This is a genomic window from Aureimonas glaciei, assembly GCF_014643375.1.
Classification (GTDB): domain Bacteria; phylum Pseudomonadota; class Alphaproteobacteria; order Rhizobiales; family Rhizobiaceae; genus Plantimonas; species Plantimonas glaciei.
This window is the reverse complement of sequence record NZ_BMJJ01000001.1, coordinates 498,123-523,269: the sequence shown is the minus strand read 5'-3', so window position 1 is coordinate 523,269 and position 25,147 is coordinate 498,123. Positions and strand designations below refer to the sequence as shown.

Sequence of the window (25,147 nt, the reverse complement as noted above, 5' to 3'; positions counted from 1 at the left end):
ATCAGAAGGAATGGGCGGCCGCGCCAGGTGCCGCCGCGGCGGTCTCCGGCGTCGTCTGCCGGGCGGCATCGACCAGGCGCTTCAACGGCTTCTCGCCGTAGCGCAGGAAGAGGACGGGGGTCAGGAAGGTGTCGAGCAGCGTCGAGGAGACGAGGCCGCCGAAGATCGTCACCGCGACGGGGTGGAGGATCTCCTTGCCCGGCGCCGAGGCGTCGATCATCAGCGGCACCAGCGCGACGCCGGCGGACAGCGCCGTCATCAGCACGGGGGTCAGCCGCTCTAGGCTGCCGCGCATCACGAGGTCGCGCCCGAAGGGCATTCCCTCGTGGATCGACAGGTTGATGTAGTGGCTGATCTTCAGGATGCCGTTGCGGGCCGCGATGCCCGTCAGAGTGATGAAGCCAATCATCGAGGCGACCGACAGCGGCTGGCCCGAGAGCCAGAGCGCCGCGACGGAGCCGATCAGGGCGAGCGGGATGCTGCCGAGGATGATCAGGGTGAACACGGCCGAGCGGTAGCGGCTGTAGAGGATCGCGAAGATCATCGCGAGCGACACCAGCGACAGGAGCCCGATGGTGCGGCTCGCCTCCTCCTGCGCCTGGAAGGTGCCCTCGAGACTGGTCGAGAAGCCGGGCGGCAGCGCCGCGGCGGCGACCTCCGCGCGGATCCGCTCGATCACCTCGGCCATATCAGCGTCGCCAGCGGCGTTGGCGAGGACGACGACGCGCCGCTGGCCGTTCTCCCGCAGGATCTGGTTCGGCCCGTCGGTCTCCCGAACGTCCGCGAGCTCGCGCACGGGGATCCAGCCCGCCGGCGTCTCGATCAGGAGATCGCCGAGTGCCTGTGTCGTCCTCTCGGTGTCGCCGAGCCGCAGCACGACATCATAGGTGCGGTTGCCATCGACGAGCCGTGAGACGACGCGCCCGTTGGAGAGCTGCTCCAGCTCCTCGGTGACCTTCGCGGGCTGGATCCCGAAGAGCGCGGCGCGGGCGTAGTCGATCCGGATCTCGAGTTGCGGGATGCGCACCTGCTTCTCGACCTGGAGGTCGACGACGCCCGGGACAGTCGCGAGCCGGGCCCGCAGGCTCTCGGCAACCGAGCGCAGGGTGTCGAGGTCCTCGCCGAAGACCTTCAGCGCGATCTGGGCGCGGACGCCGGACAGCATGTGGTCGAGGCGGTGCGAGATCGGCTGGCCGATGTTGATGGCCACCGGAAGAACCGAGAGCCGCGAGCGGATGTCGGCCTCGATCTCCGGCTTCGCCCGTCCGGACTCGAGATCCACCTCGATCTCCGACGAGTGGACCCCCTCGGCGTGCTCGTCGAGTTCCGCCCTCCCCGTCCGGCGCCCGACCAGGCTGACCTCGGGCACTTCCATGATGAGGCGCTCGGCGATGAGGCCGACCCGGTGCGATTCCGCCAGCGAGATGCCGGGGTTGAAGGCCATGCTGATCGTCAGCGTGCCCTCGTTGAAGGGCGGCAGGAAGGCACGCGGCAGCGCGGTCGCGGCGAAGGCGGCAAGGCCGACGGCCACCGCGGCGCACAGCATCAGCATCCGCGGCCAGCGGAAGGCGCGGTCGAGTAGCGCGCGGTTGCCGCGCTTCAGCCAGCGCACGAGGAAGCTCTCGTGTTCATCGAGGCGCTTCAGGCCCGGCAGGAGGTAGTAGGCCATCACCGGTGTCAGCGTGATCGAGACGACGAGGCTGGCGAGGATCGAGACGATGTAGGCCTGTCCGAGCGGCGCGAACAGCCGCCCCTCGATGCCCGACAGGGCGAACAGCGGCACGAAGACGAGGACGATGATCACCGTCGCGTAGACGATGCCGGAGCGCACCTCCTGCGAGGCGGAGACGACGACGTCGAAGACAGACCGCGGATTGCCGAGCTCGCGGTTCTCCCGCAGCCGCCGAAAAATGTTCTCGACGTCGACCACCGCGTCGTCGACCAGCTCGCCGATGGCGATGGCGAGGCCGCCGAGCGTCATCGTGTTGATCGACAGGCCCATGAGGTGAAAGACGATCCCGGTCGCGAGGATCGAGACCGGGATCGCCGTCAGCGAGATGACGGTCGTGCGCAGGTTGAGGAGGAAGGCGAAGAGGACGATCGCCACCACAACGATGGCCTCAATGAGCACCGTCTCGACGTTCCTCACGGAAGTCTCGATGAAGTCCGCCTGCCGGAACAGGACCTGGTCGGCCTTGATGCCGTCGGGCAGCGAGGCACTGACCTCGCCGAGCGCGGTTTCCAACTGGCGGGTCAGGGTGACGGTGTCGACGTCCGGCTGTTTCTCGATCGAGACGATGACAGCGGACTTGCCCATGTACCCCGCCTCACCCCGCTTCTGCCGGGCGCCGAAGGAAACGTCGGCCACCTGGTCGAGAAGGATGGGCTGGGCGCCGACCGTGGCGACGACGAGGCTGCGCAGGTCGTCGAGGCTGAGGCTGCGGCCGATGTTGCGGATCAGGAACTCGCGGGAATACTGATCGGTGAAGCCGCCGCCCGTGTTCGCGCCGAACGAGGCGAGCGCGCCTTCCACCTGTTCCATCGTGACGCCGAGCGCGCGAAGGGATGCCGGGTTCGGCGCGACCCGATACTGGCGTACCTCGCCGCCGATCGGGATGACCTGGGCGACGCCGGGAACGGCGAGAAGCCGCGGCCGGACCAGCGCGTCCGCCGCCTCGCGCAGCGCCATGGGCGACACGCCGTCGGGCGCGGTCATAGCGACCAGCATGACCTGGCCCATGATCGAGGAGATCGGGCCCATCTGCGGCGACACCCCGGGCGGGAGCTGGGTTCGCACGAGCGCCAGCTTCTCGGCGATCTGCTGGCGGTTGAGGTAGATGTCGGTGTCCCAGTCGAACTCGACATAGACGATGGAGAGGCCGACGCCCGAAACGGAGCGCACCCGGGACACGCCGGGCAGGCCGTTCATCTGCGTCTCGAGCGGATAGGTGACGAGCTGCTCGACCTCGGGCGGGGCGAGCCCCTCCGCCTCCGTCATGATCGTGACGGTCGGTCGGTTGAGGTCCGGGAAGACGTCGACAGGCAGGCCCATCGAGACGAAGGCGCCATAGGCGACGAGCACCGCCGCGATGGCGAGGACGAGCATGCGGTTGCGCAGGGACTGCGTGACGAGGAAGGTGAACATCGACGCGCCCTCAACGGATCTGGTTGAGGAGTTCGGCGCCCTCGGTCACGACGCGGCTGCCCGCCTCGATACCCGCCGCGACGATGACCCGATCGCCGTCGAGCGGCAGCACGCGCACTTCCCTGGGCTCGAAGCGTTCGGCGCCGGTATGGAGGAAGACGATGTCCTGTCCGTTTGCGCCGCGCAGCACGCTGGTGCGTGGAAGCGCCACCCCTGTCTGCGTCTCCTCGGTCTTCGCCAGCACCGTCAGCATCTGCCCCGGACGGATGCCCCTGGTGTCGCCGTCGACGCTGAAGTGGACGGGCAGCGCCTGCGAGCGATCGGCGAAACCGGCACCCTCGAACGTCAGTGACATAGCCTCGACACCTTCGCCCTCCGCCGATGCGGCCGAGAACGATCCAGAGTGCCCGTAGGCCAGCGCCTCGACCCACAGGCGGGAGGGATCGACGATGTGAAAGACGATGGCATTGCTCTCCGCCATCTGGCCGGCAATGGCGTTGGAGGCCGCTACGACACCCGACACCGGGGCGACGAGCGCCTCCGGCTTTACCTGCACCTGGTCGATGGCGGCACGTCGGTCGCGAAGGCCCTCGAGCTCGATCTTCGTCTCGTCGAGCGTCGTCTTCGCGACCGCGCCGCTCTTCACCAACGTCTCGGATCGGCGCACCCGCTGCTCGGCGATCGAGATCGCCTGGTCGAGTTCGCTGCGGCTCTGGCGCAGATCGGACTGGTCGATCGTTTGGATCGGCGAGGCGACAAAGGCGAGGACGTCCCCAACCTCGACCTTGGCGCCGAGCCTGGGGAAGCCCCCCGGTGGCGGCGACAGCCGTCCGGCGATCGAGGCCTGGACATAGCCGCTGGCGTTCGGGTCGGGGATCACCCGGCCCGGCATCTCGACGATGCGGGCGTGGTCGGCGGGGATCGTCATCACGGTGCGGATGGCGAGGATGCGCTGTGTCGGCTTGGGGATGAAGACGCTGCCGTCGGGGAGCCGCTGCGCCAGGTCGCGGAGGGAAGCCGCAGGTATGGGGCCCGCTTCCTGTGCGACCGCGAGCGATCCCCCAAAAAGGAGGACGAGGCCCGCCACCGCGCCCGCGGCGACAAAAGCCTTGCGGCGGAACACCGCCATCACGAGCAGGCCCAGCGCGAAGCCGATGGTCCCCACGGTCAGGAGCGCGGGATCGTTGCGCGACAGCCTGTCCCTGAGGTCGACGGACAGGGCGTCGCGCATTTCGGTCGCGAGCGCCGACCCGACCAGCCAGCCCGAGCCCTCGGCAACGATCGGCGCGGGCGCTTCGGGGATGGTCAGAGTCGCGGTCAGGAAGTCGATGTCCGTGCCGCTCGTGATGGTCGCGATGAGATCATGGGCGCCGGGCTGCTCTGCCCACGCAGCGTCGAGGCGGTAGATGTCGCCTGCGGCGACCGCGATCGCCGGGCCGGCGGGGGTCTCGATCTCGATCGTCGCGCCGACGACAGGTTCGTTGGTGTCGAAGCGGTCGAGGTGGATCTCCAGCGACGGCCCGCGCGCCACGGCGACGAGTTCGAAGAGGGCGCTCTGCGCTTCGGCGCGGGGAGCGGTCTGCGCGGAGACGGCCGGCGGCGGCGTGCCGTGGTCATGCCCCTCATGGGCGCGCACGGGCGACGCAAGCGACAGGACGGCCAACGCGGCCGCGGTCAGGATACGGAGGATCATCTGGAAAGCCCAAGGTCTGGAACATCGCTCGGGACGCGCAAGCGCGTCCGACAAGGTGTCAGACGAAGGGTTTGGGAGGCCTAATCATGCCGTCGAGGACGACGCCCTGGAGTGCGCCGGGTTCGCGTGCGGCGTCATGCGTCCGTCCCGAGGGCGGTGCCGCAAGCGCTCCCGCCGCCGTCCCGACGGAGGCCGCCATGCAGTTCGAGACGCCCGTGCCGCAGCAAGAGGTTCCGGCAACGCGATGGCCGTCGACCGCGCCATCCTCACCCGTGGCAGAAGCGATCTCTTCGGCGGCATCGCCGTCTGCCGCAGGCTGAACGCTGTCAACGGGGGAGACGACGGAGCGGGCAGACAGTTCGGTCGCCTCGCCGGCATGGTTGGCATGCGCCCGTGCCGCCGACGAACAGAACAGCGCAACGCCGACGACCACCAGGGTCGCCAGCAGCGAGGCCATCTTGTTCTGGAAGAACGACATGCGGATGCGTAAACCTCTGGCGCCCTTGACGAGCAACGTCACCTCTAAAGTACGGCTGAATTGCGATCAAAACCTTACCCGGGTTGACGCACATGGGCATGGATGTGGTGGCCGGGTCGCTTTGGTGGAGCGCTAGCCAGCCATCATTGCTGGCAGGATCCCCACCGATCGTCACGGCCACTTCCGGGCTGCAACGATTTTGCTCTTTCGACAGGAAGTTGCCTGCCGGAACTCCACCTATGTCGGAAAATGATTTCCGGCGGCACCTTGGGGCCGAAAGCGACTCGTCCACTTCCGGACCTATCCGACAAGTAACTGCCATTCCGCTCGCGACCCAACTCCGACGTTCGATAACGACATCGGTGCATATCCAAAACGGACGATCGCGGTGAAAGCCCGCCCATCTCACGCGTGCATTCAGTGTCGTGTCGCGGCATGGACGCTGGCCATACGCGCGTCCAGTGACTTGTGGCGGATGCAGGCGGAACGCGGCTCGTCGCAGGCCCGGCGGCAGGCGAGGACAGGCGTCAGTGCCGGTATCGAAAGCCAAAAACGCGCCGCGATCGAGGGACGACCAAAGAACAACTGGCTGACCGAAAACTCTTCCAGGTCACGCGCGACTGCGTGCGTCCTTGCGAACAGGGCAATGCTTTGTATGCATACCCTCATTCTCAGAAATCGGCTTCCGACAAGGGTGCGGCCGGATTAGTTGTTGGGCTTAGAGTTCAGGAAGACGTGCCCCATGACCCTCGTTGATTTGATCGGCCTTACAGGCGTGGCCGCCTACCTAACGGCCTACGCACTTCTGCAATTTCGGGTGCTGGATGTGGAAGATCGGAGCTATCTCGCGCTTAATCTCTATGGCGGCGTATCCGTTCTCTACTCCCTCGCCTTCAACTTCAACCTGTCGGCCTTCCTGATGCAGAGCCTGTGGCTAGCCTTCACGTTGATCGGGTGTTGGCGGAGCCGCCGCCCGCGCAGCGTGGTCTGACAGACCTCTTCCACTCTCGGCACACCGGTTGGAGGCGATCAGCCAGTCCTCGATCTCGCGAACGATCCGGCGGGCGTGCCGATGCGCTGAGCGCATAACATAGAAGCCTCCGTTCGAGCGGAAACGGTAGGAATGGGCCTCGACGAGCCGCCCGTCTTCCAGCTGCTGGCGGATCATCCACGTCCAGCCGAGCGCGATACCGATACCCTCCGCCGCGGCTTCCACCGCAAAGCGATAGTCGCCCAGCCGCCAGTGACGGGTCGCCTCGGGAAGCGCAACCTCCGCGCTACGGCACCAGTCGCTCCATCCCATCCATTCGCGACGTGGATCCTCGATGGCTAGAAGAGTCGGCGGTCGCATGTCGGCGAGCATCGCTCCGCCCGGGCAGGTAACGGGCACGATCTCCTCGTTCCCTAGCCTAACCGCATGGACGCCCGTCGGCGCATCGCGCCGGTAGAAGATTGCCAGATCAAACTCGTCGAGGCGCAAGTGGTCGAGATCGTCGGTGACTCGCAGGCGCAGTTCCAGCCCGGGAATGTCGGCATTCATGCTCGGCAGCCGGGGCATCAGCCACATGTCGCCGATTCCCCGCGAGCAGGCAATCGTCACTTGGCGCGGCCCTCTCCAAGCGCGCACGCTGTCGGTAACGCCAGCCATGTCATTGAGAAGGCGCGCTATCTCGCTGGCATAGGTCTCGCCCGACGAAGTAAGTTGGACACCTGTGGGCGAACGGAGAAAGAGGCTATCCCCTAAAAATGCCTCAAGCTTGGCGATCTGGCGACTAACCGCACTCTGCGTCAGGCCCAATTCGCGACCTGCGCTGGAAAAGCTGCCCACTCGCACCGCCGTTTCAAAGACGATTAAGGCGTCAAATGGAGGCAGGCGGCGCCCAAGATTCATCTGAAACAACGGGTCCTAAGAGTTAAGGCTATTCGACCAACCGGAGCGGATGCAAATCCTGACGATGTCCCTCGACTGCCAGCATCATGGGTCGTTAGAAGACATCCGCACTCGAGTACCATTTCATTTTGAAGGCATCCGGGAACGAACGGTAGGCGTTCGTCTCTCGCGGACGACATCCTTGCGACTATAGGGCGATGAATGGATATGTCAGCTTTTGACCTCTTTCCTCCGGATGCAGACCATCCCTTTTCACCCGTCCGGTCTCGGGAGACAGAGGTNCCGAGCTTCGCTATACGAACGTGGCGGGACTGCCCCTGATCAAAAGCCACCTCGTCAAATACCCGTCGATCACGGGGCATCTCGAGCCTCGGCCTATCTGTCTTCTGCCATGGGTGGCAAAGAAGGAGCTGCCGCCATGGGCAGGGAAAAGGCAAGGAGATCGCTTTCGAAAATGATGCGCGAGCCGACCAGACACTTATCGCGGTATGGAGGCGATCGCTTTGCTTGTGCGGCCGACGGCAGAGATTCCCCACACCGCTACAGGGGTGCCCGCAGGCTCGGTTTTTTTCACATCTAGGTGCTTCTAAGAATTAACGTAGCCCACGGCGCTCTTGCGTCTCATGGAAGGACGGCATGACGATTTTGAATTCTTGGACATTTCGTCCGCACATCTGCGCGACAGTGACGTCCCATTGCTGGAAGATGGTGATCTTCCCTTCGACAGCATGTCATATGATTTCGGCTACATCGTTTCGACCGCTTCGCTGATCGAGGAGTCCACGCGTGAAGAAGAAGTGAAAGGGCTCCGCGAGCACCGGCTGTCCGAATCATTCATCGGGGCTGCTCGAAAGGCTGCAGAAAACGGTGCTGGCTGCTTCGCTTCACGGAGGATGCTGACATAGACGACGAACTCGAGGTGGGTCGATTCCTTGACCACCCTGACGAGGATGACCGCGTCTAAACAGTCGAGCGAATCTAATCTAACTGGTGTGCCGCGTGATTTGGCACGCCACGCCACTCGGTTCGGGCCGTGTGCATGTAACCGGATTCCTCTGAACGCTCTGCTCGAAAATGACTTACAAAGCCGCTGCTGGGGCCGAAAGCGGCTTGTCTGCTGCCGGGGCGCTATCACGGAAGCCTCCAGGGATGCGCTTCAACGTAGCTCAGATGGCCGACCCCCGACTGCCGTCGCTGCTGCTGAGAGTTCTGACGGGAAGAGCTGATGGTGCATCGATGCCCGCTTCGACGATGTCTGATTGAAGACAGACTGGCGCCTCGTCACTCATGTCGGAAATGATTTCCGGCGGCACCTTGAAGCCGAGAGCAGCCTGTGCGCTTCCGGATCGCCCTTGAGAATAGCTGCCGTTCCGCTCACGACCCACCTTTGACATTGTGGCCTGTTCGCACGTCGCCCAAGAGCAGTCACTCTGTACTTGGACTTGCCCCGCTTTAGTGGAGAGCGTTTTGGTTATGCGACGACCCGTCGTTCAAACTGGACGGGGCTGATGAAGTCGAGCGCGGAATGGCGCCGGACGGGATTGTAGAAGCCGTCGATATATTGGCCGATGGCATAGGCTGCCTCGGCCCTGGTCTGGAAGACGGTGCGCCAGACGAGTTCGGATTTCAACGTCTTGAAGAAGGTCTCGACCATCGCGTTATCGTAGCAGTTGCCCTTGCCTGACATCGAGATCAGCACGCCATGCCGCCGCAACTCGGCCTGGTAGTCGAGAGAGCAATATTGGCTGCCGCGATCGGAATGGTGGATCAGGCCGGCTCTCGGGCAGCGCAGGACGAGAGCCTTGCCGAGCGCCTCGAGAGCCAACTGCTTGTGGAGACGGTCGCTGACGGCCCACCCGACGACGCGCCGGGCGAACAGGTCGATGGCGATGGCGAGATACAGCCAACCCTCCCGGGTCCAGACATAGGAGATGTCTGCTCCCCACTTCTCGTCCCGGCGTTCGGCCGCGAAGTCTTGCTCGAGGAGGTTCGGCGTGATCGGGAAGGCGTGCAGGCTGTCGGTCGTTCGCTTGAACCGCCGCTTCTGCCGGGCCTCGAGGCCGTTCTCGCGCATCAGCCGGGCCGTCCGGCGACGCCCGATGGTGATCCCTCCGCCTGGAGTTCATGCCGCATGCGAGGACTCCCGTAGGTGCCGTTCGACAGCCGGAACGCCGAGCGGACATGCGCCAGGAGCACCATGTCGCGATGCTGCCGGTGGCATGCCGGTCGATCCTTCCAGGCAAAGTAGCCGCTCGGACTGACGCCGAGGACCTTGCACAGACGCCGCACGGGGAATTCCTCTTTCGCCGCATCGATGAGGTCGAACCTCATCGACTTCCCTTCCGGGCGAAAAAAGCCGTCGCCTTCTTCAGGATGTCGCGCTCCTGGCAAAGGATCTCGTTCTCACGCCGCAGCCGCTTTATCTCCGTCGCCATGTCCTCGACGCGGCCGGGAGGCGGGCTGTCCATCAAGGCGTCGCGCCGCTTGTCGATCCAGCGCCGCAATGTCGAAAGCCCGACACCGAGGTCCTCCGCGATCTCGCGCTACGTCCGGCCGCTCGTCTCGACCAGACGCACGGCCTCCTCCTCGAATTCCTTCGTGAATCGTCGCTGTGTCTTCGCCATGGGAGCTCCTCACGCCTCATTGAGAACTCTCCACTTTTCCGGGGCAAGTCCAGATGCGGGTGAGAAGGGGAGGGCCCTCATTGGAGACAACGAGTTCCGTCGTCGCTGGTTGACTCCGTCCAAATTCAAAGCTGGCCTCAGGAAAGCAGGGGGATGTGGCTTGAGCCCGGTAGGCACGTTGTGAAGAAGTTCTTCGATACGACGGTGCTGGCCAGTCGCATCAAGGCGATGATTGTGGGGATGAGCCTTTGCGGATCCGCCCGCTCCCTTCGTCTGTCCTGACACGCGCTCCAGCGACCTACAGAACCGCTTTCGTCCTCTTTCCCGGCGGCGTCGTCCGCGAGGATCGGACAGGCAAAAGCGCCCGTTGAAACCTCACGCTCGTCCCGCGTTCAAACGACCTATTTCTGCGTGACCTCGCGGACGTTTGCCTTCACCATCGCCTCGTAGGCCTGCGTGAAGCCCTTCAGCGACAACGGGATGCGGATCGGCACGAGATCGGTCGTGCGGACGGTGAAGGAGCCGGTGCTTTCCTTGCGCATGGCGGCAATGAGGGCAGGCGCGGCAGAACCCTCGATCAGGCAGCCCTGGGCCGTGCAGCGATTGACGTCGATGCTGCTCTGAAAGGTCGCGCCGATATCGATCTGAACGCCCTGCGGCAAGGAAAAGCCGAGGGGAAGCGCCGCCTGGACACGGCTCGCCTCCTGCGCGGGGATATAGACGATGCTGAACACAAGAACGCTCTGCTTGGTGTCCGCCGAGAGGACCCGGGAGGTGGCCTGGCAATTCACGCCGGCGACAGCGGGGGTGAAGCATTCGAGGGTCCAGTCGCCATACTCGACGCTCTTGCTGGCTTGCAGGGGGCGCGGGTTGGCGTCGGGCGAGGGAACCGGCGAGGTGGCGGCGCTCTCATTGGCCTCCGCCGGCCCCTTGGCGACCGGAGCCTCACCACTGCGCCCCGCGGCGCCGGCTGGCGGAGCGTTGGGCGCGACGACTGCTGTGCCGCTTTCGGGCGCGGGCGGTGCGACGGTTGCGACTGGCGCCGTCGAGCCTGCCGAAATGGGCTGGCTCGGGGTCGCCGAGCGGAACGGCGCATTGGGATCGGCCGGCGTGCCGAGCGTTCCGCCCGATGTCGGGCTCGTGAGCGTAGGGCCAGACTGCTGGGCTGAGGCGGGCCATCCACCGGTCAACAGGATCAGCGAACCCACCAGCACTTTCGAACCCACACGCATGAATATTCCCTCCGCAATGTCTCCTCTTTACACGCCAAACCCCGGTGCGGGAACCCAGTCAGAGTCAAACGCCGGCGCAAACCAATAGAATGTTCTTGTAAGGCAGGGTCGGAATAAGTTACCCGGTAGTGCAGCCACCGCACGCAGCACCAGCTATCAGCGGCGTGCGGGCGCCCTTTTTCTTGAAGGAAATCGAGACAATGCCGGCTTTGACGAGGATGGCCACAACCGCGGCGTGCGCTCTGGCGGCGGCGTTTCTTGCCGTGGCGCCCGCAGCGCCGCAGGCCTATGTCGACCAGGTCACCCTGCCGACGCGGGGTCCAGCCTATGTCGGCCAGGTGCCGCCGGGTGCAGTTCCCGTCGTTCCAGTCGCCCCCAAGCAGGCACCGCGGGGCGCCGCGCCGCCGAAGCGGTCCGCGCCGTCGCCGGTGGCGCAGTCGCTGATCATTCCGCTCGCCGCGGGAGCCATCGACCCTCGACCAGGCAAGGGATCATCGGATGGTGCCGCCGGACAACAGGGCCCCAATGCCGGCGGCTATCCCTCGGTCGGGAACGGCGTCGTGCTGGTCATCGGCTCGCCCGGCCTTGACGGCACACTGCCGAAAGCGAGCCTTGGCCAGTGATCCGCAGCGGCCCACGCCGAGAATTGTGCGAGCGGCGACCGCCCAGGCAAACGGGCCCTCTTGCGAAAGCGATGACTCTACGGCATTAACGTAATAGCTCACTGCTTTGTTAACCGTCATTAGACGGGACCGATTGCAACCGGCCCTTTTGTCGTGCCAGTTGAAACGTGTCGTGCGGTCCTGCCGCATGTCGCGAATGCCTGAATTGTCCTTGGGGGGGCAATACAGTAAAGCTCCGGGGGATTCATGTATCGTCGCGTAATCAGTGCAGTGTGCGCTGCCGCCCTTCTCGGCGGCTGCACCACGTCTGGCCAGGTGTTGAGCACGGCACCGGCATCGCTTCAGGCGGCCACGAAGACGACAGGGCGCCTTGACGATCTCCCGCCTCCAGCCGCGCCGGTCGACGTCGCCGTCTACACCTTCCCCGACCTGACCGGCCAGGCCAAGCCGAATGAAGCCTTCGCCGAATATTCCCGGGCCGTCACGCAGGGCGGCGCCTCCATCCTCATCGATGTGCTGAAGGCGGCCGGCCACGGCTCGTGGTTTCGCCCGGTCGAGCGGTCCGGCCTTGCCAACCTCGTGCAGGAACGCACCCTGATCGAGAACACGCAGCGCGCCTACGGTGTCGGAACGCGGCTGCCGCCGGTCCGCTTTGCCGGCATGCTGCTGGAGGGCGGCATCGTTGGATACGACTCGAACAATGTCACGGGCGGTGCCGGTGCGAAGTTCTTCGGCATCGGCGGAGACGTGGCCTATCGCTCCGACATCGTCACGGTGAACCTGCGCGCCGTCAGCGTGCAGACCGGCGACGTGCTTGTTTCGACGACGACGTCGAAGCAGATCTTCTCCTTCCAGGCACGCGCCGGCGCCTACAGGTTCGTCGAGGCGGACAAGTTGCTCGAGCTGGAGGCCGGCATCTCGTTCAACGACCCCGGACAGCTGGCCGTGCGTGAAGGCATTGAGCTGGCGGTCTACTCGCTGATCATCAACGGGCTGAAGGCTGGGCTGTGGGAACTGCGCGATCCAGCCCAAACGCCCACCCTCATCAAGAATTTTGAAGACTCCTACAAGGTTCCGGTGGGTGCGGCAGGCGCGAAAACGTCCTAAATATCTGGATTCAAAAGTAAAATTAATGATTATGGCGTCAGCTTTGCTGGCGCCATTTTTTGTTCATGGGTCTTTGTCGATCCGATGCATTGATAATGGCACCTTATCAAGCGTTTTCCAGAGTTAACTAAGCATGAATCTTGCTCCGGCCTGACCATTGCTTTTCAAACGCCGACTGAGCTATTAACAAATTGTTAACCGGGATGCCGGGAGGAGTTCGGCGGGAACTGCGCACGCAGGGCCGCCCTAAAGGGGTACGGAAAATGACACGCACGTCCTTACTGGCCAGCGTGGCCATCATCGCGCTCGTCGGCCATGCCGCGGCGCAGGAAGTCTCGAACCAGGCCTTCATCGGCCAGGTCGACACCAGCAACTTCGCCTACCTGTCGCAGAATGCCTTCGGTGCGATGGTGCCCGATACCTTCGGCAACGAGGCCTTCATCTACCAGAACGGCACGGGCAACGTCTTCCTGCCGCTGGCCGGCGGCCAGCCCGCCGACGCGCAGACCGGCAACAACTCCCTCGGCGTCGTCCAGAACGGCGACAACAACATCGTCGGCGGTTCCTTCTTCCAGAAGAGCGACGACACCAACGGCAATGACGGCGGCATCGCCCAGTTCGGCAACAAGAACCTCGTCGACGTCTTCGAGCAGACCGGCAACAACCGCGGCACCATCTTCCAGGGCGGCGACAACAACTGGGCGCAGAACGTCCAGGAGAAGGGCGTGGGCCGCAACGACGCCGGCATCATCCAGCTCGGCACCGAGGGCGCGACCGGCGCCTACAACTTCGCCTCGACCTCGCAGCGGGGTAAAACCAGCGAAGGCGCCTTCGCCGGCATCGCGCAGGGCGGCGCCGGCAACGGCGCGGTGACGACGCAGAGCGAGGCCAAGGGCTCGCGGGTCATCGTCCTGCAGGGCGGCCTGCGCAACGGCGCGCTGAGCAGCCAGGCCAATGACAGCGACTCCATCAGCCAGATCGTCCAGGCCGGCTGGGACAATTCCGCCGTCAACACGCAGAGCGGTGGTCTGCTGCCGGGGCAGGACTCGACCGACAACTCGGCGTCGATCACCCAGGTCGGCATCGGCAATCAGGCCGTCAATGCGCAGATCAGCGCCTATCATGGCGGCGATTACAACGACGACAACACCGCGGCGATCGCCCAGGTCGGCACCGACAATCTGGGCCTCAACAGCCAGAACGACGGCCGCAATTCCTCCGCGACCATCGTCCAGGGTGGCGACGGCAACAAGGCCTACAACCTGTCGGAGGGCGGCACCGGCCATTCCTCCTCGATCCTGCAGCTCGGTGCCGACAACACGGCGCTGAACGCCCGCAACCGCGGCGGCAACCTCGCCGATGGCAACACCGCGACGATCGTCCAGGGTGGCGAGGGCAATGTCGCCTCGAACTTCCAGCTCGACGCCGTCGGCTCCGAGGGCTTCACCCGCAACACCGCCACCATCGGTCAGCTGGGCAACACCAACACCGCTGTGAACGTCCAGGACACCGGCGCCGACAATGCGGCCTCGATCCTGCAGGCCGGCACCGGCAATGAGGGCACCAACGTCCAGACCGGCAATGGCAACAACGCCACCGCCGCGATCGTCCAGGGCGGCGCCGACAATGTCGGCGTGAACCTCCAGACCGGCGGCGCCGATGCGACGGCGACTATCGCCCAGCTCGGCACCGGCAATGAGGCGTCCAACACCCAGATCAATGTCGACCCGACCTCGGCGACGATCCTGCAGGGCGGCAATACCAACACCGCCGGCAACCTGCAGACCGACGTGATCGACTCGAGCGCGGCCATCGTCCAGCTCGGCACCGACAACCTCGCCGCCAACGTCCAGACCGGCGGCACCGACGTCGGCGCCGCGATCCTCCAGGGCGGCGACGGCAATGCCGCGACCAACCTTCAAACCGCTAGCGGCGGCTCGGATGCCGGCATTATCCAGCTCGGTTCGGACAATGTCGCCGCCAACACCCAGACCGACACCGACAGCTCGGCGGCCATCGTCCAGGGCGGCTCCGACAACGGCGCTGCCAACGTGCAGACGGCCGCCAACGGCTCGACGGCGGATATCATCCAGCTCGGCTCGGGCAACACGGCGGGCAATGCGCAGCTGAACAGCCTCGGCGGAACTGCCGGCATCCTCCAGGCCGGCACGGACAACACCGCCGCCAATTTGCAGGACGGCGTCACCGGTTCGACGGCGCAGATCGGCCAGCTCGGCTCGGGCAACGAGGCCGCCAACGTCCAGCAGGCGAAGAGCTCGAACGTCATTGCCACGACCGTTCAGGTCGGCGACGGCAACAGGGCCTACAACACGCAGGGTCGCACCGAGACCGCATCCATTACAGTTCCGGGTTACACGATCGGCGGAAATGTAACTTATCCGGGTGGGACATTTTTCAACCCAACTAACCAGCAGATCTTTACCGGGATTGTCGCAGCGCCAGGGGCACTGGTTGGCTCCGGATCCGCCCCTGTTTCGGACTCGGTCGCCGTGGTTGCCCAGATTGGTGATGCAAACCTTGCAAGCAACCAGCAGTATGGGAAGCTTCTGGCGCCGGCGGAGGGGACCCTGACGCAGACAGTCACTACCTACTTCGCCACACCTTCCTTTAGAAGAGGTTTGGTCTGGACGCCGGGACAGTCTTCTGAGACTATCAGTGGCCCGCTCACAAATCCGTTCGGTGAAATCTCGCTGCCGACCACCGCCTCGGCGGCCGGCATCGCCCAGGTCGGTGACGGCAACGTGGCGTCGAACACCCAGGTCGTCACGCAGGCCTCCTTGGCCGGCACCGTCCAGCTCGGTGACAAGAACTTCGGCTTCACCACCCAGACCGGCACGATCGGGGCGATCGCCGCCACCGTGCAGAATGGCAAGGATGCCGACAACAACGGCGTGTCGAACTTCGCCACCACGACCCAGAACCTCGCGCTGCTGACCGCGGCGGCAACTCTGCAGACCGGCGACAACAACATCGCGGCCACGACGCAGATCGAGAGCCTGGGAAGCCTCGCGCTGACCGTCCAGGACGGCAACGGCAACGGCGCCATCACCGGTCAGACGGGCATCGGCAACCAGTCGACGGCCCTGCAGAAGGGTGACGGCAACGGCGTCGTAACCGCTCAGAACGGTTCGAGCCTCACGGCCACGACCGTTCAGACCGGCGACAAGAACCTCGCCCTGACCAGCCAGACCGGTTCGGGCAACGAGTCGGCGATCTATCAGGTCGCCAGCAACTCCATCGTCGGGGTTTCCCAGTCGGGCAACAGCCAGTCGTCCTCGGTCTTCCAGACCGGTGACTACTCCAATGCCTGGATCAACCAGACCGGCAGCGGCAACAACGCGACGGTGCTGCAGAACGGCGTCGGCAGCGGTTCGACGAACCCGAATGTGGCCTACGTCACGCAGTCCGCCGCGGGCCAGAACGCCCTGGTCGTCCAGTCCGGCCGCGGCAATCTCGCGTCGATCACCCAGAAGTAAGCAACACAAGCGGGGCGCTTCGGCGCCCCGCTCTTCTCCTGCCCGAACCCGATCTCAGGCGGTCCCTATGTCGAAGATCCTGCTTCTCTCCCTGATGCTCTCGGCTGCCATTTTTCCCAGCGAAGCTTCGACGAACGGCATTGCCGGCCTTGCCCTCGACCCGCGCATCACAGGCTGCGGCGTCACAATATCGGGGGGAGGCATGGCCGTGCTCCGGCCGTTCATCGAAACTTCGAGCGATCTTTCCGGAACCTTCCAGGTGGTGATGACGAAAAGATCGTCCGGCGGCACCAGCGCCATCCGCCAATCGAACCGCTTTAAGGGCGGCTCGCTCGGGGATGTCCAGCTCGCGGTGGATCGGCCCTCGTCCCTGACGCTGCGGGTCAGCATCACGGAAGAGGGCGGCGCGCCGCTCTGCAGCATCGATGCCGAAATCGCCATCTGACACCCGGCCGCCCGACCCGCATCCAGATTGAGGCATTCTCGCCATGTCAAACCTGCCTGCCATCCTTCGCCGCTCGGCCGCTACGCTGCTCGTCACCGCCAGCCTCTGCCTCGGCCTCGGGACCGCTTCGGCCGAAAACCTGATGACCGGCACCGGCGGCGGCATTCTCGGCGACGTGCCGAGCCTGATGGCGCCGCTCTCGCCTTTGGTCAGCAATCCGGGGGGCGGGACGAGCGCGATCGCGCAGAGCGGAACAGGCAACTTCGCCGACTCGGCGATGAACGGCAGCGGCAACCTCTCGCTGATCTCGCAGAGCGGCGACAACAACCGCGCCGTCCAGTCGATCGAGGGCGTGAACAGCACGCTCCTGCTTTCTCAAGGCGGCAGCAACAATTCCGTCCTGCAGGTGATTCGTGGCGACAACAATTTTCAGTTGGTCGCGGTCTCGGGCAACAACAACGACATCGCCTACCTGCAGGCCGGCAACAATCTCGGCGGTGCCCTCGACGTGCGCAACTCGCAAAATTCCAGCGTCCTCGCCGTGCAGACGAACCAGTCGGCGGGATTCATGATGCCGAGCGGAATCAGCGGCCTGAACAACCAAGTCGTTGTGGTCGTCCCCGGCAGAATGTACGTTCTGCCGAAGAAGTAAGCGCCCCTTTACAAGACTGGAGATCCTGCCATGACACAGACATTCCTCCGCCTGGCCGGCGTCCTGGCCTTCACTGTTCTCGCCGCCGGTTCCACCACCTCGGCCTCGGAACTGGTCTACCGGCCGATCAATCCATCTTTCGGTGGCGATGCCATCAACGGGAACTGGCTGCTATCCCAGGCGACTGCCCAGGCACCTGGCGCAGGCAGCGGCACCGGGGGCTTCACCATCGATTTCCCTGATTTCGGCTCGATTCCGCAGACGACACCGACCGATCCGACGACCCTGCCGGAAGTTCCGATTACCACGCCCGTCGTCGGCAACTGAAACTGAGGCGTCGGCCGTCGCGCCCACCCGCGGCCATGGCGGACAGCGACGCTGCCGCTATCGCTGGGCGATGAAGGCCTGATTTCCGCGGCCGCTCTGCATGATGAAGGCGCTGTGGTCGTTGCCAAGCTGCGATATCGCCGCGATGTTGTAGGCGCCGGTCTGCTGAATGACGCCGACATTGTACTGCCCGTACTGCTGCACGGAGGCGGCGTTGCCCTCACCGTCTTGCAGCGTGTAGGCCAGATTGTTGGCGCCAGCGGCCGGAGATGGGATTGCGGCGATCTGCGCGGCAATCGGCCCGAAGATGTCTTTCGTCGTCGGGAAACTGCCCAGCTGTGAATAGGCCGACTGGCTGATCTGCGGCAGGTAGGCCAGCGAAGTGAACGAATCGTCGGCCTTCGTCGGCAGGGCGCCAAGGCTGAACGCGGCGACGGTCGCAATCCTCACGAGCATTGTCATGGTCTATCTCCTCAAGCGTCTTTGCAGTATTAGAATTACCTCATTCGTCGTAAGTTTCGGTTGATTAGAACGGTTACTTAAATACCTATTGGATAGACAAAATTCGAATAAATTTGTTTAGATTGTGTTGACTGTAGAGCTGATCGCGGGCGTCAGATCCGCGACGCAATCATCAGGCATAAGGCGGCCGATTGCGGCTCGATCGACGGGGTGCCACAGGTCGCCTGCTCGACAAGCCCCGCTGGGCAAAGCCCAAGCAAACGGCAGGAAGGAGAAAATGGTGGAGATCCGCCTATCGGCGCTTCTCATGAATAACGGTCGCCGGCACCCGCAGCCGATGGTTGACACCAAACACTAAATCCTTCTGACAAAATGGGTTCCCAGATCGCCTGAGGCGTGATTCAGGGGCGTCTTTTTAGGAGGCCGCATTGGCGCGGGACGATCTGTTGGACGAGGAATGGGCCGAAATCGGGCAGTTTCTGGCAAGCGAGCAGGGTCGCAAGTCGCGCGGGTCGTACGACAACTGCCGCGCTCCTCGACCGCCTGACCCATCACCGCGATATCGTTGAGACGGCAGCGAAAGCTGGCGGTTCAAGAGTCGGGTCTGATACCCGCGTCAGCCCTTAAGAGAAAATGACCAAGCGCCCGGCGCCCGCCAACAGCGGCAACAGGACCAGCGTCAGGAAAAAAGGCGCCCTTCATATACGAGTCGAACAGCGCGTCGAACTGAGCCTCCGTTGTCTCCGGCAGGCTCGCAGTTTCATATTGTCTGGCATTTTGACTAGAGCGTCGGACTGAATCCCAGAATCCGCGGCCCGCTTCCCTTTAAGCCTTCACCGTGATTCCCTCGTTTTGGAGGCGGATCCTGAGCAAGAGCTATTCGATTGATCTGCGTGAGCGTGTCGTCGGCTTCATCGACAAGGGCCAGTCGCGGCGGGCAGCGGCGCGCCATTTTGGCGTCAGCGAGAGCTTTGCGATCAAGCTGGACCAGCGGCGGGTGCAGTCGGGATCGATCGCGCCGTGCAAGCAGGGCCGCCCTCGCGGCAGCGGCAAGTTGGAAGTGTTCGAGGTCTTTTTGATCGCCGCCGTCGAGGCCAAGCCCGACATTACCATGCCGGAACTGGCTGTGCTGCTGTTGAAGGCGCACGGGATGACCGCAGCCCCGGCGGTCGTGTCGCGTTTTCTGTGCCGGCGCGGCTTCACATATAAAAAATGCCTGATGGCGTCGGAATGCGCACGCGCCGACGTGCGTGAGGAGCGCCGGATCTGGATGACCAAACGCCAGCCCCGGATGCGGCTGGCGCCGCAGCGCCTGGTGTTCATCGACGAGACCTCGGTCATCACCACGATGACCCGGTTGCGAGGGCGCAGTCGGCGCGGCCGCAGACTGCGGGCCGACGCGCCCTTCGGCCATTGGGGCACCCAGACCTTCATTGCCGGCATGCGCTGCCACGAGCTGACCGCACCCTGGGTGATCGACCGGCCGCTCAATCGATCCGCCTTCGACACCTACATCGAGACGCAGCTCGCCGCGACGCTGCGCACGGCGACATTGTCATCCTGGACAATCTCGCCGTCCACAAAAGCCAGCGGGCGGCCGAGTGCTTTCGACGAAAAGGCGCCTGGTTCCTGTCCCTGCCGCCCTATTCGCCGGACCTGAACCCGAGCGAGATGGCGTTCTCGAAGCTGAAGGCACATCTGCGCAAGGCTGCCGCCATGACATTCGGCGATCTCTGGAAAGCCATCGGCGATATCTGCGGCCTCTTTGAACCAGAAGAGCGCTGGAACTACCTCAAGGCCGCGGGATGCGCGTCTGATTAAGTGTCCGCTGCTCTAGATGGTCGAAGGTGGTACGGCCCCATTGCCGGAGAGATTCTCGAGGACGCGTCCGGCGAAGCTCGGACGCCGCCGATATCGGTGACGTTGAGGGGGAGTGCGACGGCCTTCCGCCCGAGCGGTTCGCCGCGTCCTCGGCATGGCGTTAACAGAGGATGACGTTACTGCCCTTCCGGTCGCTCAGCCAACTCGGTGGATTTGCCATAGTTGATCAACTTCGCCCGCCTCCGCGGTGGAGACGATCCCCTGGCAGGTACAGAATGTCCGATTCTGGGAAAAAGGTTTGTGTCCGGACAACCGTAAAGGGCGCGAAGCGGAAAATCATTTCCGATGACGCAGAGGGGCCGAAAGCGGCATGTTCGCTTCTGGGGCGCCTCCGCGGAAAGCTGCCGTTCTGCAAACGACCGGTAAGGGATGCCGTCGGCGGCCGGCGCTCCATCTTCTCCGGACGATCCCCGAAGCGATGTACCGTTCGCCGGCGTTCAACCGAAAGTCGTTCCATGCTCGAAGCCCAGGCGCAGACCGTCGCGCCCACCCGATCCCGCCGCCATCGACACCCTTGCGGCAACGGCGCCGCAGACGGTCGACCAGGCCGTGCGGATCGATCCCGCGTTTATTCTGGCGAAGATCGAAAGCTGGGTGGTCGGCTTTCAGAAGCTTCTTCCCAACATCGTCGTGGCACTCGTCCTCTTTGCGATCGTGTTCCTCGTCGCCTGGGGCGTCGAGCGCAGCTTTCGATCCTGGGCGCAAAAGCACGACCGCTCGAACCTTGGCGCGGTGCTCGGATCTTTCGTCAAATGGTTCATCCTTCTCGTCGGCGGTCTGTTGGCGCTGACGATCGTCATCCCTTCGCTGAACCCCGGAGACCTTATCGCTGGCCTCGGCATCGGATCGGTCGCGATCGGGTTCGCGTTCAAGGACATCCTCCAGAACTGGCTGGCGGGTCTCCTGATCCTCATCCAGCGTCCCTTCGGCGTCGGCGACCAGATCGTCGTCAACGGCTATGAGGGCACCGTTGAATGGATCGAGACGCGGGCCACGATCATCGCCATGTACGACGGCCGCCGCGCGATCATCCCCAATGCCGACGTCTATTCCAACGCGGTGACCGTGAACACGGCGCGCCCGACGCGGCGTTCCCAGTACGATGTCGGCATTGGCTATGGCGACGACATCGAGGCGGCGCGGATGGCGATCCTGGACGCGGTGGCAAGCGTGTCCGGCATCGAGGCGGAGCCGAAACCCGAAGTGCTCGTCTGGGATCTCGCAGGGTCGAGCGTCAACCTTCGCGTCCGCTGGTGGACGCACTCGAAGCGCACCGACGTCGTTCATGTCCAGGCCGCAGTGCTCGAGGCGGTGAAGGTGGCGTTGGACAAAGCGGGCATCAACATGCCTTTCCCGACGCAGGTCATGCTTTTCCACGACCAGTCCGAAGAAACCGACGGCCTGCGCGGGGCGCAGCGCGAAGGCTGGCCGAAGAAGCCCGGCCACGAGCCCCCTCGGCCGGCACGCGATCTTCGACTGGAAGTCCGCGACGGAGATCGCCTGCGAGGCGACTTGTAATCCGCACCGGCTGTTCGTCCCGCGGCATTTCAATCGTTGCCCGGTTCGGTCACCCTCCTTTGGTCGTTCGCGGGGTGCCGCATCGCGCCAGTATCGATCTGAAAGTCTTTAAGCTGCCGGTATCCCTCGCGAGCGGCTTGGTCCACTCAGCCAAATCAGAATAATCTCTGATCGCCGGAATGGGCCGAAAGCTGACCGTCCGCTCCTGGGGTGCCGTCGCGATAGCTGCCGTTCGCTCGCGGCCCCTCCGAGACGATTGAGTGCGCGTCGCCAGTTAGTGAGAGGAGCCACTTATTTGCCGTATCCCATGCAAGCTATGCGGTCTGTCTCACCTCATCTTGCGGTTTCATTATCCGTGGCTAGGCTTGACCCACAATTGACAAACGGATCCAACCTGATGGCTTCGATAACGGTAGAACTGCGCAGCGTGGATAACACAGAAGCCGCGTTAGGATGGGGCCGGTCATCATACAATAGTCGTTGATCGACCCGAGGGGAAAGCCGGCGGCTTAGGACTCGGGTTTAACGGCGCTCAACTCCTCGGCTTTGCGATCGGGGGCTGCTTTTCCAATGATCTTCGATACGTCGCCCACGATATCGGGGTGAAAGTCGGATCGATCACGATCACAGTCACCGTCGAACTGGATGGCGATCCATTGCTGATGACGGGCGCGACGATGACGGTGGCATGCGAAACGCTCGACGGCTCAGATTCCCATGACCTGATCACAAAGGCCGCGGCGACAACGATGGTCACGAACTCCATCCGCAACGGGGTACCGGTAACAATCCAGACAACCGGATCGAACGGCGCGAGGCCGACCTGAAACAAAGTAGGTCTTCTGCCTAAAGCTGCGACTGCTTATGATTTTACGCGCACGTCCGTTGTCGACCCGAAGCTCAGCGGTGAAATCCGTCGAGCGATCAAGCAGGAACGTACGTCAACCGGACCACATCCTCGTCCATCTGGTCACTGGTCACAAGGCGAAGCGGCGGGCGGGCGCCGGCGAAGAACGGCGTGCCGCGACCCAGCACCACGGGGTGGAAGTAGAGCCGGTACTCATCGACGAGACCAAGCTCGGTCAGGCTTCTCGCGAGCTCTGGCCCGGAAACGGAAATCTCGCCTGCCAACTCATCCTTGAGGCCGCGGACCACCCCACCAAGATCGTCGGCGACGAGCGTGGCATTCGGACCGACGGCCTTCAGAGAGCGCGACACGACCCACTTCGGTTGGCGCCGCCACGCCGCCGCAAAATCGCGGCGCTCCGCGTCCCACTCGGGATCGTCTTCGTCCCAATAGCGCATGATCTCGTACATTCGGCGTCCATACAGGCTGCCGGTCAGGTTGCGCACATGCGCGATCCAGTGACGAAAGAGCGCAGGACCCGGCGCGAATTTCTGATGGTCGACATAGCCATCCAGCGACAGGTTCATTCCGAAGACGAGATTGGCCACCCTGTGAGATCCCCCAAAGGTCTTCTTATCGTAGCCGATGCTAGCGGCTGCTTTCCACCCCGTCCGGTCTCGGAGGCAGAGGAGGCGGATGACTCCGACAAAACTGCTGGGCCATCGCGGGGCGTGCGCTAGATTGGACATGGAGAGCGATTGCTTCTCGCCGTCGCGTCCAAAGACACTGTCTATGCAGGCGGAATCTTTTCCGCAAAGGCCTAGACCATGGACATCTCGATCGACCTCACGCCCGATCCCTACATCCTCGTCCTGACAGGCGCGGGGCTCCTGATCGCGCTTGTGGCGTGGCTGCCGCTGGCCTTGCGTCACCTACCTCTGTCCCTGCCGATCGTTTGCATCGCACTGGGAGCGGCGATCTTCTCCCTTCCGCAAGCGGGCCGCGATCCTCTCCCGACGCAGTATCCAGAGATCACCGAACGCTTCTCGGAGTTCGTGGTCATCATCGCTCTGATGGGCGCCGGGCTGAAACTCGACAGGATCTTCAGCTTCCGGACGTGGGGGATCACGTGGCGCCTCATCACCGTCACCATGCCGCTCAGCATCGCAGCCATCACGCTCATCGCGGGGTGGTGGATGGGGCTGTCATGGACAGTGGCGCTGCTTCTCGGCGCAGCACTGGCCCCGACCGACCCGGTGCTGGCCGCGGACGTCCAGGTCGGCCCACCAAAGTCGGGCGAAGAGGACGAGGTCCGGTTCGGCCTGACGTCGGAAGCCGGCCTCAACGACGGCTTTGCGTTCCCGTTCGTCCACCTCGCCATCGCCCTCTCTCTGGCCGCCTCCACCGGCGAGCCCTGGCTGGCGAAGTGGCTCACCTACAACGTTCTTTGGGAAATCGTCGCAGGTGTCGCCGCCGGCTATGCCATCGGCCGCGTCTTCGGCTGGCTGACCTTTCACGTCCCGGGCAAGTCCAATCTGGCGAAGACCGGGGACGGCCTCATTGCGCTGTCGGCGACCTTCGTCTCCTACGGCCTGACCGAGCTCATCCATTGTTACGGCTTCCTCGCCGTCTTCGTCACCGCGCTGACATTTCGTCACTCGCACCGTAGTCATGACTTTCATCTCGAGATGCACGAGTTGATCGAACAGATCGAGCGCAGTGCGATGATGGTCCTGCTGCTGCTTTTCGGGGGAGCGCTGGTTCGCGGCCTGCTGGGTCCGCTGCACTGGATCGACGTGGGGGCGGCAATCGTCATCCTCCTCGTCGTGCGGCCAATCACCGGGCTCATCGGAATGCTCGGACATCGGGCGGACTGGCACGAGAAGCTGACGCTCGCCTTCTTCGGCATTCGCGGCGTCGGGTCGATCTACTATCTCGCCTACGGCCTGAACCACATGGAGAACGTTGAGGGCGGCGAGCGTCTTTGGGCCTTCGTCGGGCTGATCATCCTTTTGTCGATCCTGATGCACGGCCTGACCGTCACGCCCATCATGCGTCAACTCGACCGGAGCCACGGCCGAGACCCTGATACCGACGACGCAATCCCGCCCCNGACATCGGGCGGACTGGCACGAGAAGCTGACGCTCGCCTTCTTCGGCATTCGCGGCGTCGGGTCGATCTACTATCTCGCCTACGGCCTGAACCACATGGAGAACGTCGAGGGCGGCGAGCGTCTCTGGGCCTTCGTCGGGTTGATCATCCTTTTGTCGATCCTGATGCACGGCCTGACCGTCACGCCGATCATGCGTCAACTCGACCGGAGCCACGGCCGAGACCCTGATACCGACGAGGCGATCCCGCCCCCGGGCTTGCAGGGTCCAGCCTCCCATTAGGAGTGGCCCATTTGCCCGGCGGCATCGACGGCGCGACCGCCTGATGAGCGAGTGAAATTCCAGCAGGCGCGATACGATCCGGATCGAGCCTCATGGCGTCTGCACCTGTGCGCGACGACCACCGTGTGGTCCGGGTAAGCTATGGGCCGGAGCCGAAGATCGTGACCAGAAGCTGATCCTGCGGCCGGAGACGGTCGGGAAAGTTCAACCGTCTGAGAGGACGCCCAGCAAGTTTGAACGTGCGCCGCTCGCTTGAGGGGGAGGGCAGCTTGTCCCTGTTGTATCCCTAAAGCCGCCCGTCGCCTTTTCACCCCATGCCGCCGCGCCCCGC

General features: G+C 64.0%; 19 protein-coding genes and 1 pseudogene. 12 read left to right on the top strand and 8 right to left on the bottom strand.

All coding sequences use genetic code 11. From position 1 onward, the window contains the following. Position 1: 1 nt before the first annotated feature. Genes IEX88_RS02385 through IEX88_RS02375 form a run of 3 tightly spaced genes read right to left on the bottom strand, consistent with a single transcriptional unit; the run spans position 2 to position 5,316 of the window. The gene (locus tag IEX88_RS02385; protein ID WP_188848945.1) at positions 2–3,145 is read right to left on the bottom strand and encodes an efflux RND transporter permease subunit; all 3,144 of its coding nucleotides are present in this window, start codon (positions 3,143–3,145) and stop codon (positions 2–4) included. A gap of 10 nt (positions 3,146–3,155) precedes the next feature. Then, positions 3,156–4,838 (bottom strand): efflux RND transporter periplasmic adaptor subunit, encoded by a 1,683-nt coding sequence (locus IEX88_RS02380; protein WP_188848944.1) that lies wholly within the window; start codon positions 4,836–4,838, stop codon positions 3,156–3,158. A gap of 58 nt (positions 4,839–4,896) precedes the next feature. Further along, positions 4,897–5,316: a hypothetical protein gene (locus IEX88_RS02375; protein WP_188848943.1), complete on the bottom strand. Its 420-nt coding sequence runs from the start codon at positions 5,314–5,316 to the stop codon at positions 4,897–4,899. Between the two features lie 742 nt (positions 5,317–6,058). Here IEX88_RS02375 and IEX88_RS02370 point away from each other — a divergent pair. Further along, a complete protein-coding gene (locus IEX88_RS02370; RefSeq protein WP_188848942.1) occupies positions 6,059–6,307 on the top strand; it encodes a CBU_0592 family membrane protein in 249 nt (82 codons plus the stop codon). Here the strand turns inward: IEX88_RS02370 and IEX88_RS02365 are convergent. Then, positions 6,251–7,207 (bottom strand): LysR substrate-binding domain-containing protein, encoded by a 957-nt coding sequence (locus IEX88_RS02365; protein ID WP_188848941.1) that lies wholly within the window; start codon positions 7,205–7,207, stop codon positions 6,251–6,253. The two genes, IEX88_RS02370 and IEX88_RS02365, sit on opposite strands and share 57 nt — an antisense overlap. A gap of 653 nt (positions 7,208–7,860) precedes the next feature. Here IEX88_RS02365 and IEX88_RS02360 point away from each other — a divergent pair. Next, entirely contained in the window at positions 7,861–8,112 is a 252-nt protein-coding gene (locus tag IEX88_RS02360; RefSeq protein ID WP_188848940.1) for a hypothetical protein, read from the top strand. A 566-nt stretch (positions 8,113–8,678) separates the two neighbouring features. On the opposite strand, the pseudogene IEX88_RS02355 reads toward IEX88_RS02360, so the two are convergent. Together IEX88_RS02355 and IEX88_RS02350 are read right to left on the bottom strand one after the other, a co-directional pair. Continuing rightward, positions 8,679–9,831 (bottom strand): annotated as a pseudogene (locus tag IEX88_RS02355) (IS3 family transposase). 401 nt (positions 9,832–10,232) lie between these two features. Then, positions 10,233–11,063, bottom strand: coding sequence for an invasion associated locus B family protein (locus IEX88_RS02350; RefSeq protein WP_188848939.1), 831 nt, complete (start codon positions 11,061–11,063; stop codon positions 10,233–10,235). Between the two features lie 200 nt (positions 11,064–11,263). On the opposite strand from IEX88_RS02350, the gene IEX88_RS02345 reads away from it, so the two are divergent. From IEX88_RS02345 to IEX88_RS02320, 6 genes are all read left to right on the top strand, one after another. Beyond that, entirely contained in the window at positions 11,264–11,686 is a 423-nt protein-coding gene (locus IEX88_RS02345; protein ID WP_188848938.1) for a hypothetical protein, read from the top strand. Positions 11,687–11,932: 246 nt separating this feature from the next. Continuing rightward, positions 11,933–12,793 carry a CsgG/HfaB family protein gene (locus IEX88_RS02340; protein WP_188848937.1) on the top strand — a complete coding sequence of 287 codons (861 nt, stop codon included), beginning with the start codon at positions 11,933–11,935 and terminating at the stop codon, positions 12,791–12,793. A gap of 263 nt (positions 12,794–13,056) precedes the next feature. Then, positions 13,057–16,290, top strand: a complete 3,234-nt coding sequence (locus tag IEX88_RS02335; RefSeq protein ID WP_188848936.1) for a beta strand repeat-containing protein — start codon at positions 13,057–13,059, stop codon at positions 16,288–16,290. A gap of 67 nt (positions 16,291–16,357) precedes the next feature. After that, positions 16,358–16,735, top strand: a complete 378-nt coding sequence (gene csgH / locus IEX88_RS02330) for a curli-like amyloid fiber formation chaperone CsgH (RefSeq protein WP_188848935.1) — start codon at positions 16,358–16,360, stop codon at positions 16,733–16,735. 43 nt (positions 16,736–16,778) lie between these two features. Beyond that, positions 16,779–17,387 (top strand): hypothetical protein, encoded by a 609-nt coding sequence (locus IEX88_RS02325; RefSeq protein WP_188848934.1) that lies wholly within the window; start codon positions 16,779–16,781, stop codon positions 17,385–17,387. 30 nt (positions 17,388–17,417) lie between these two features. Then, on the top strand, positions 17,418–17,714 hold the full coding sequence (locus IEX88_RS02320) for a curli assembly protein CsgF (RefSeq protein WP_188848933.1): 297 nt from the start codon (positions 17,418–17,420) through the stop codon (positions 17,712–17,714). A gap of 57 nt (positions 17,715–17,771) precedes the next feature. Here the strand turns inward: IEX88_RS02320 and IEX88_RS02315 are convergent, their stop codons facing one another. Beyond that, positions 17,772–18,176, bottom strand: coding sequence for a hypothetical protein (locus tag IEX88_RS02315; RefSeq protein WP_188848932.1), 405 nt, complete (start codon positions 18,174–18,176; stop codon positions 17,772–17,774). A gap of 865 nt (positions 18,177–19,041) precedes the next feature. On the opposite strand from IEX88_RS02315, the gene IEX88_RS02310 reads away from it, so the two are divergent. The 3 genes from IEX88_RS02310 to IEX88_RS02300 all read left to right on the top strand — a co-directional run bounded on the left by IEX88_RS02310 (position 19,042) and on the right by IEX88_RS02300 (position 22,402). Then, positions 19,042–19,997 (top strand): IS630 family transposase gene (locus IEX88_RS02310; RefSeq protein ID WP_188849286.1). Its coding sequence is split into 2 segments (ribosomal slippage): positions 19,042–19,720 and positions 19,720–19,997, totalling 957 coding nucleotides; the frame shifts between segments, so codons are not numbered across the junction. 609 nt (positions 19,998–20,606) lie between these two features. After that, complete coding sequence (locus IEX88_RS02305) at positions 20,607–21,575, top strand: mechanosensitive ion channel family protein (RefSeq protein WP_244639768.1); 969 nt, start codon at positions 20,607–20,609, stop codon at positions 21,573–21,575. A 473-nt stretch (positions 21,576–22,048) separates the two neighbouring features. Further along, entirely contained in the window at positions 22,049–22,402 is a 354-nt protein-coding gene (locus tag IEX88_RS02300) for an OsmC family protein (protein ID WP_308423823.1), read from the top strand. 97 nt (positions 22,403–22,499) lie between these two features. On the opposite strand, the gene IEX88_RS02295 is transcribed toward IEX88_RS02300, so the two are convergent. Then, on the bottom strand, positions 22,500–23,030 hold the full coding sequence (locus IEX88_RS02295) for a dihydrofolate reductase family protein (protein WP_188848930.1): 531 nt from the start codon (positions 23,028–23,030) through the stop codon (positions 22,500–22,502). Between the two features lie 219 nt (positions 23,031–23,249). Here IEX88_RS02295 and IEX88_RS02290 point away from each other — a divergent pair, with 219 nt between their 5' ends. Beyond that, the gene (locus IEX88_RS02290) at positions 23,250–24,764 is read left to right on the top strand and encodes a cation:proton antiporter (RefSeq protein WP_308423815.1); all 1,515 of its coding nucleotides are present in this window, start codon (positions 23,250–23,252) and stop codon (positions 24,762–24,764) included. Positions 24,765–25,147 lie beyond the last annotated feature (383 nt).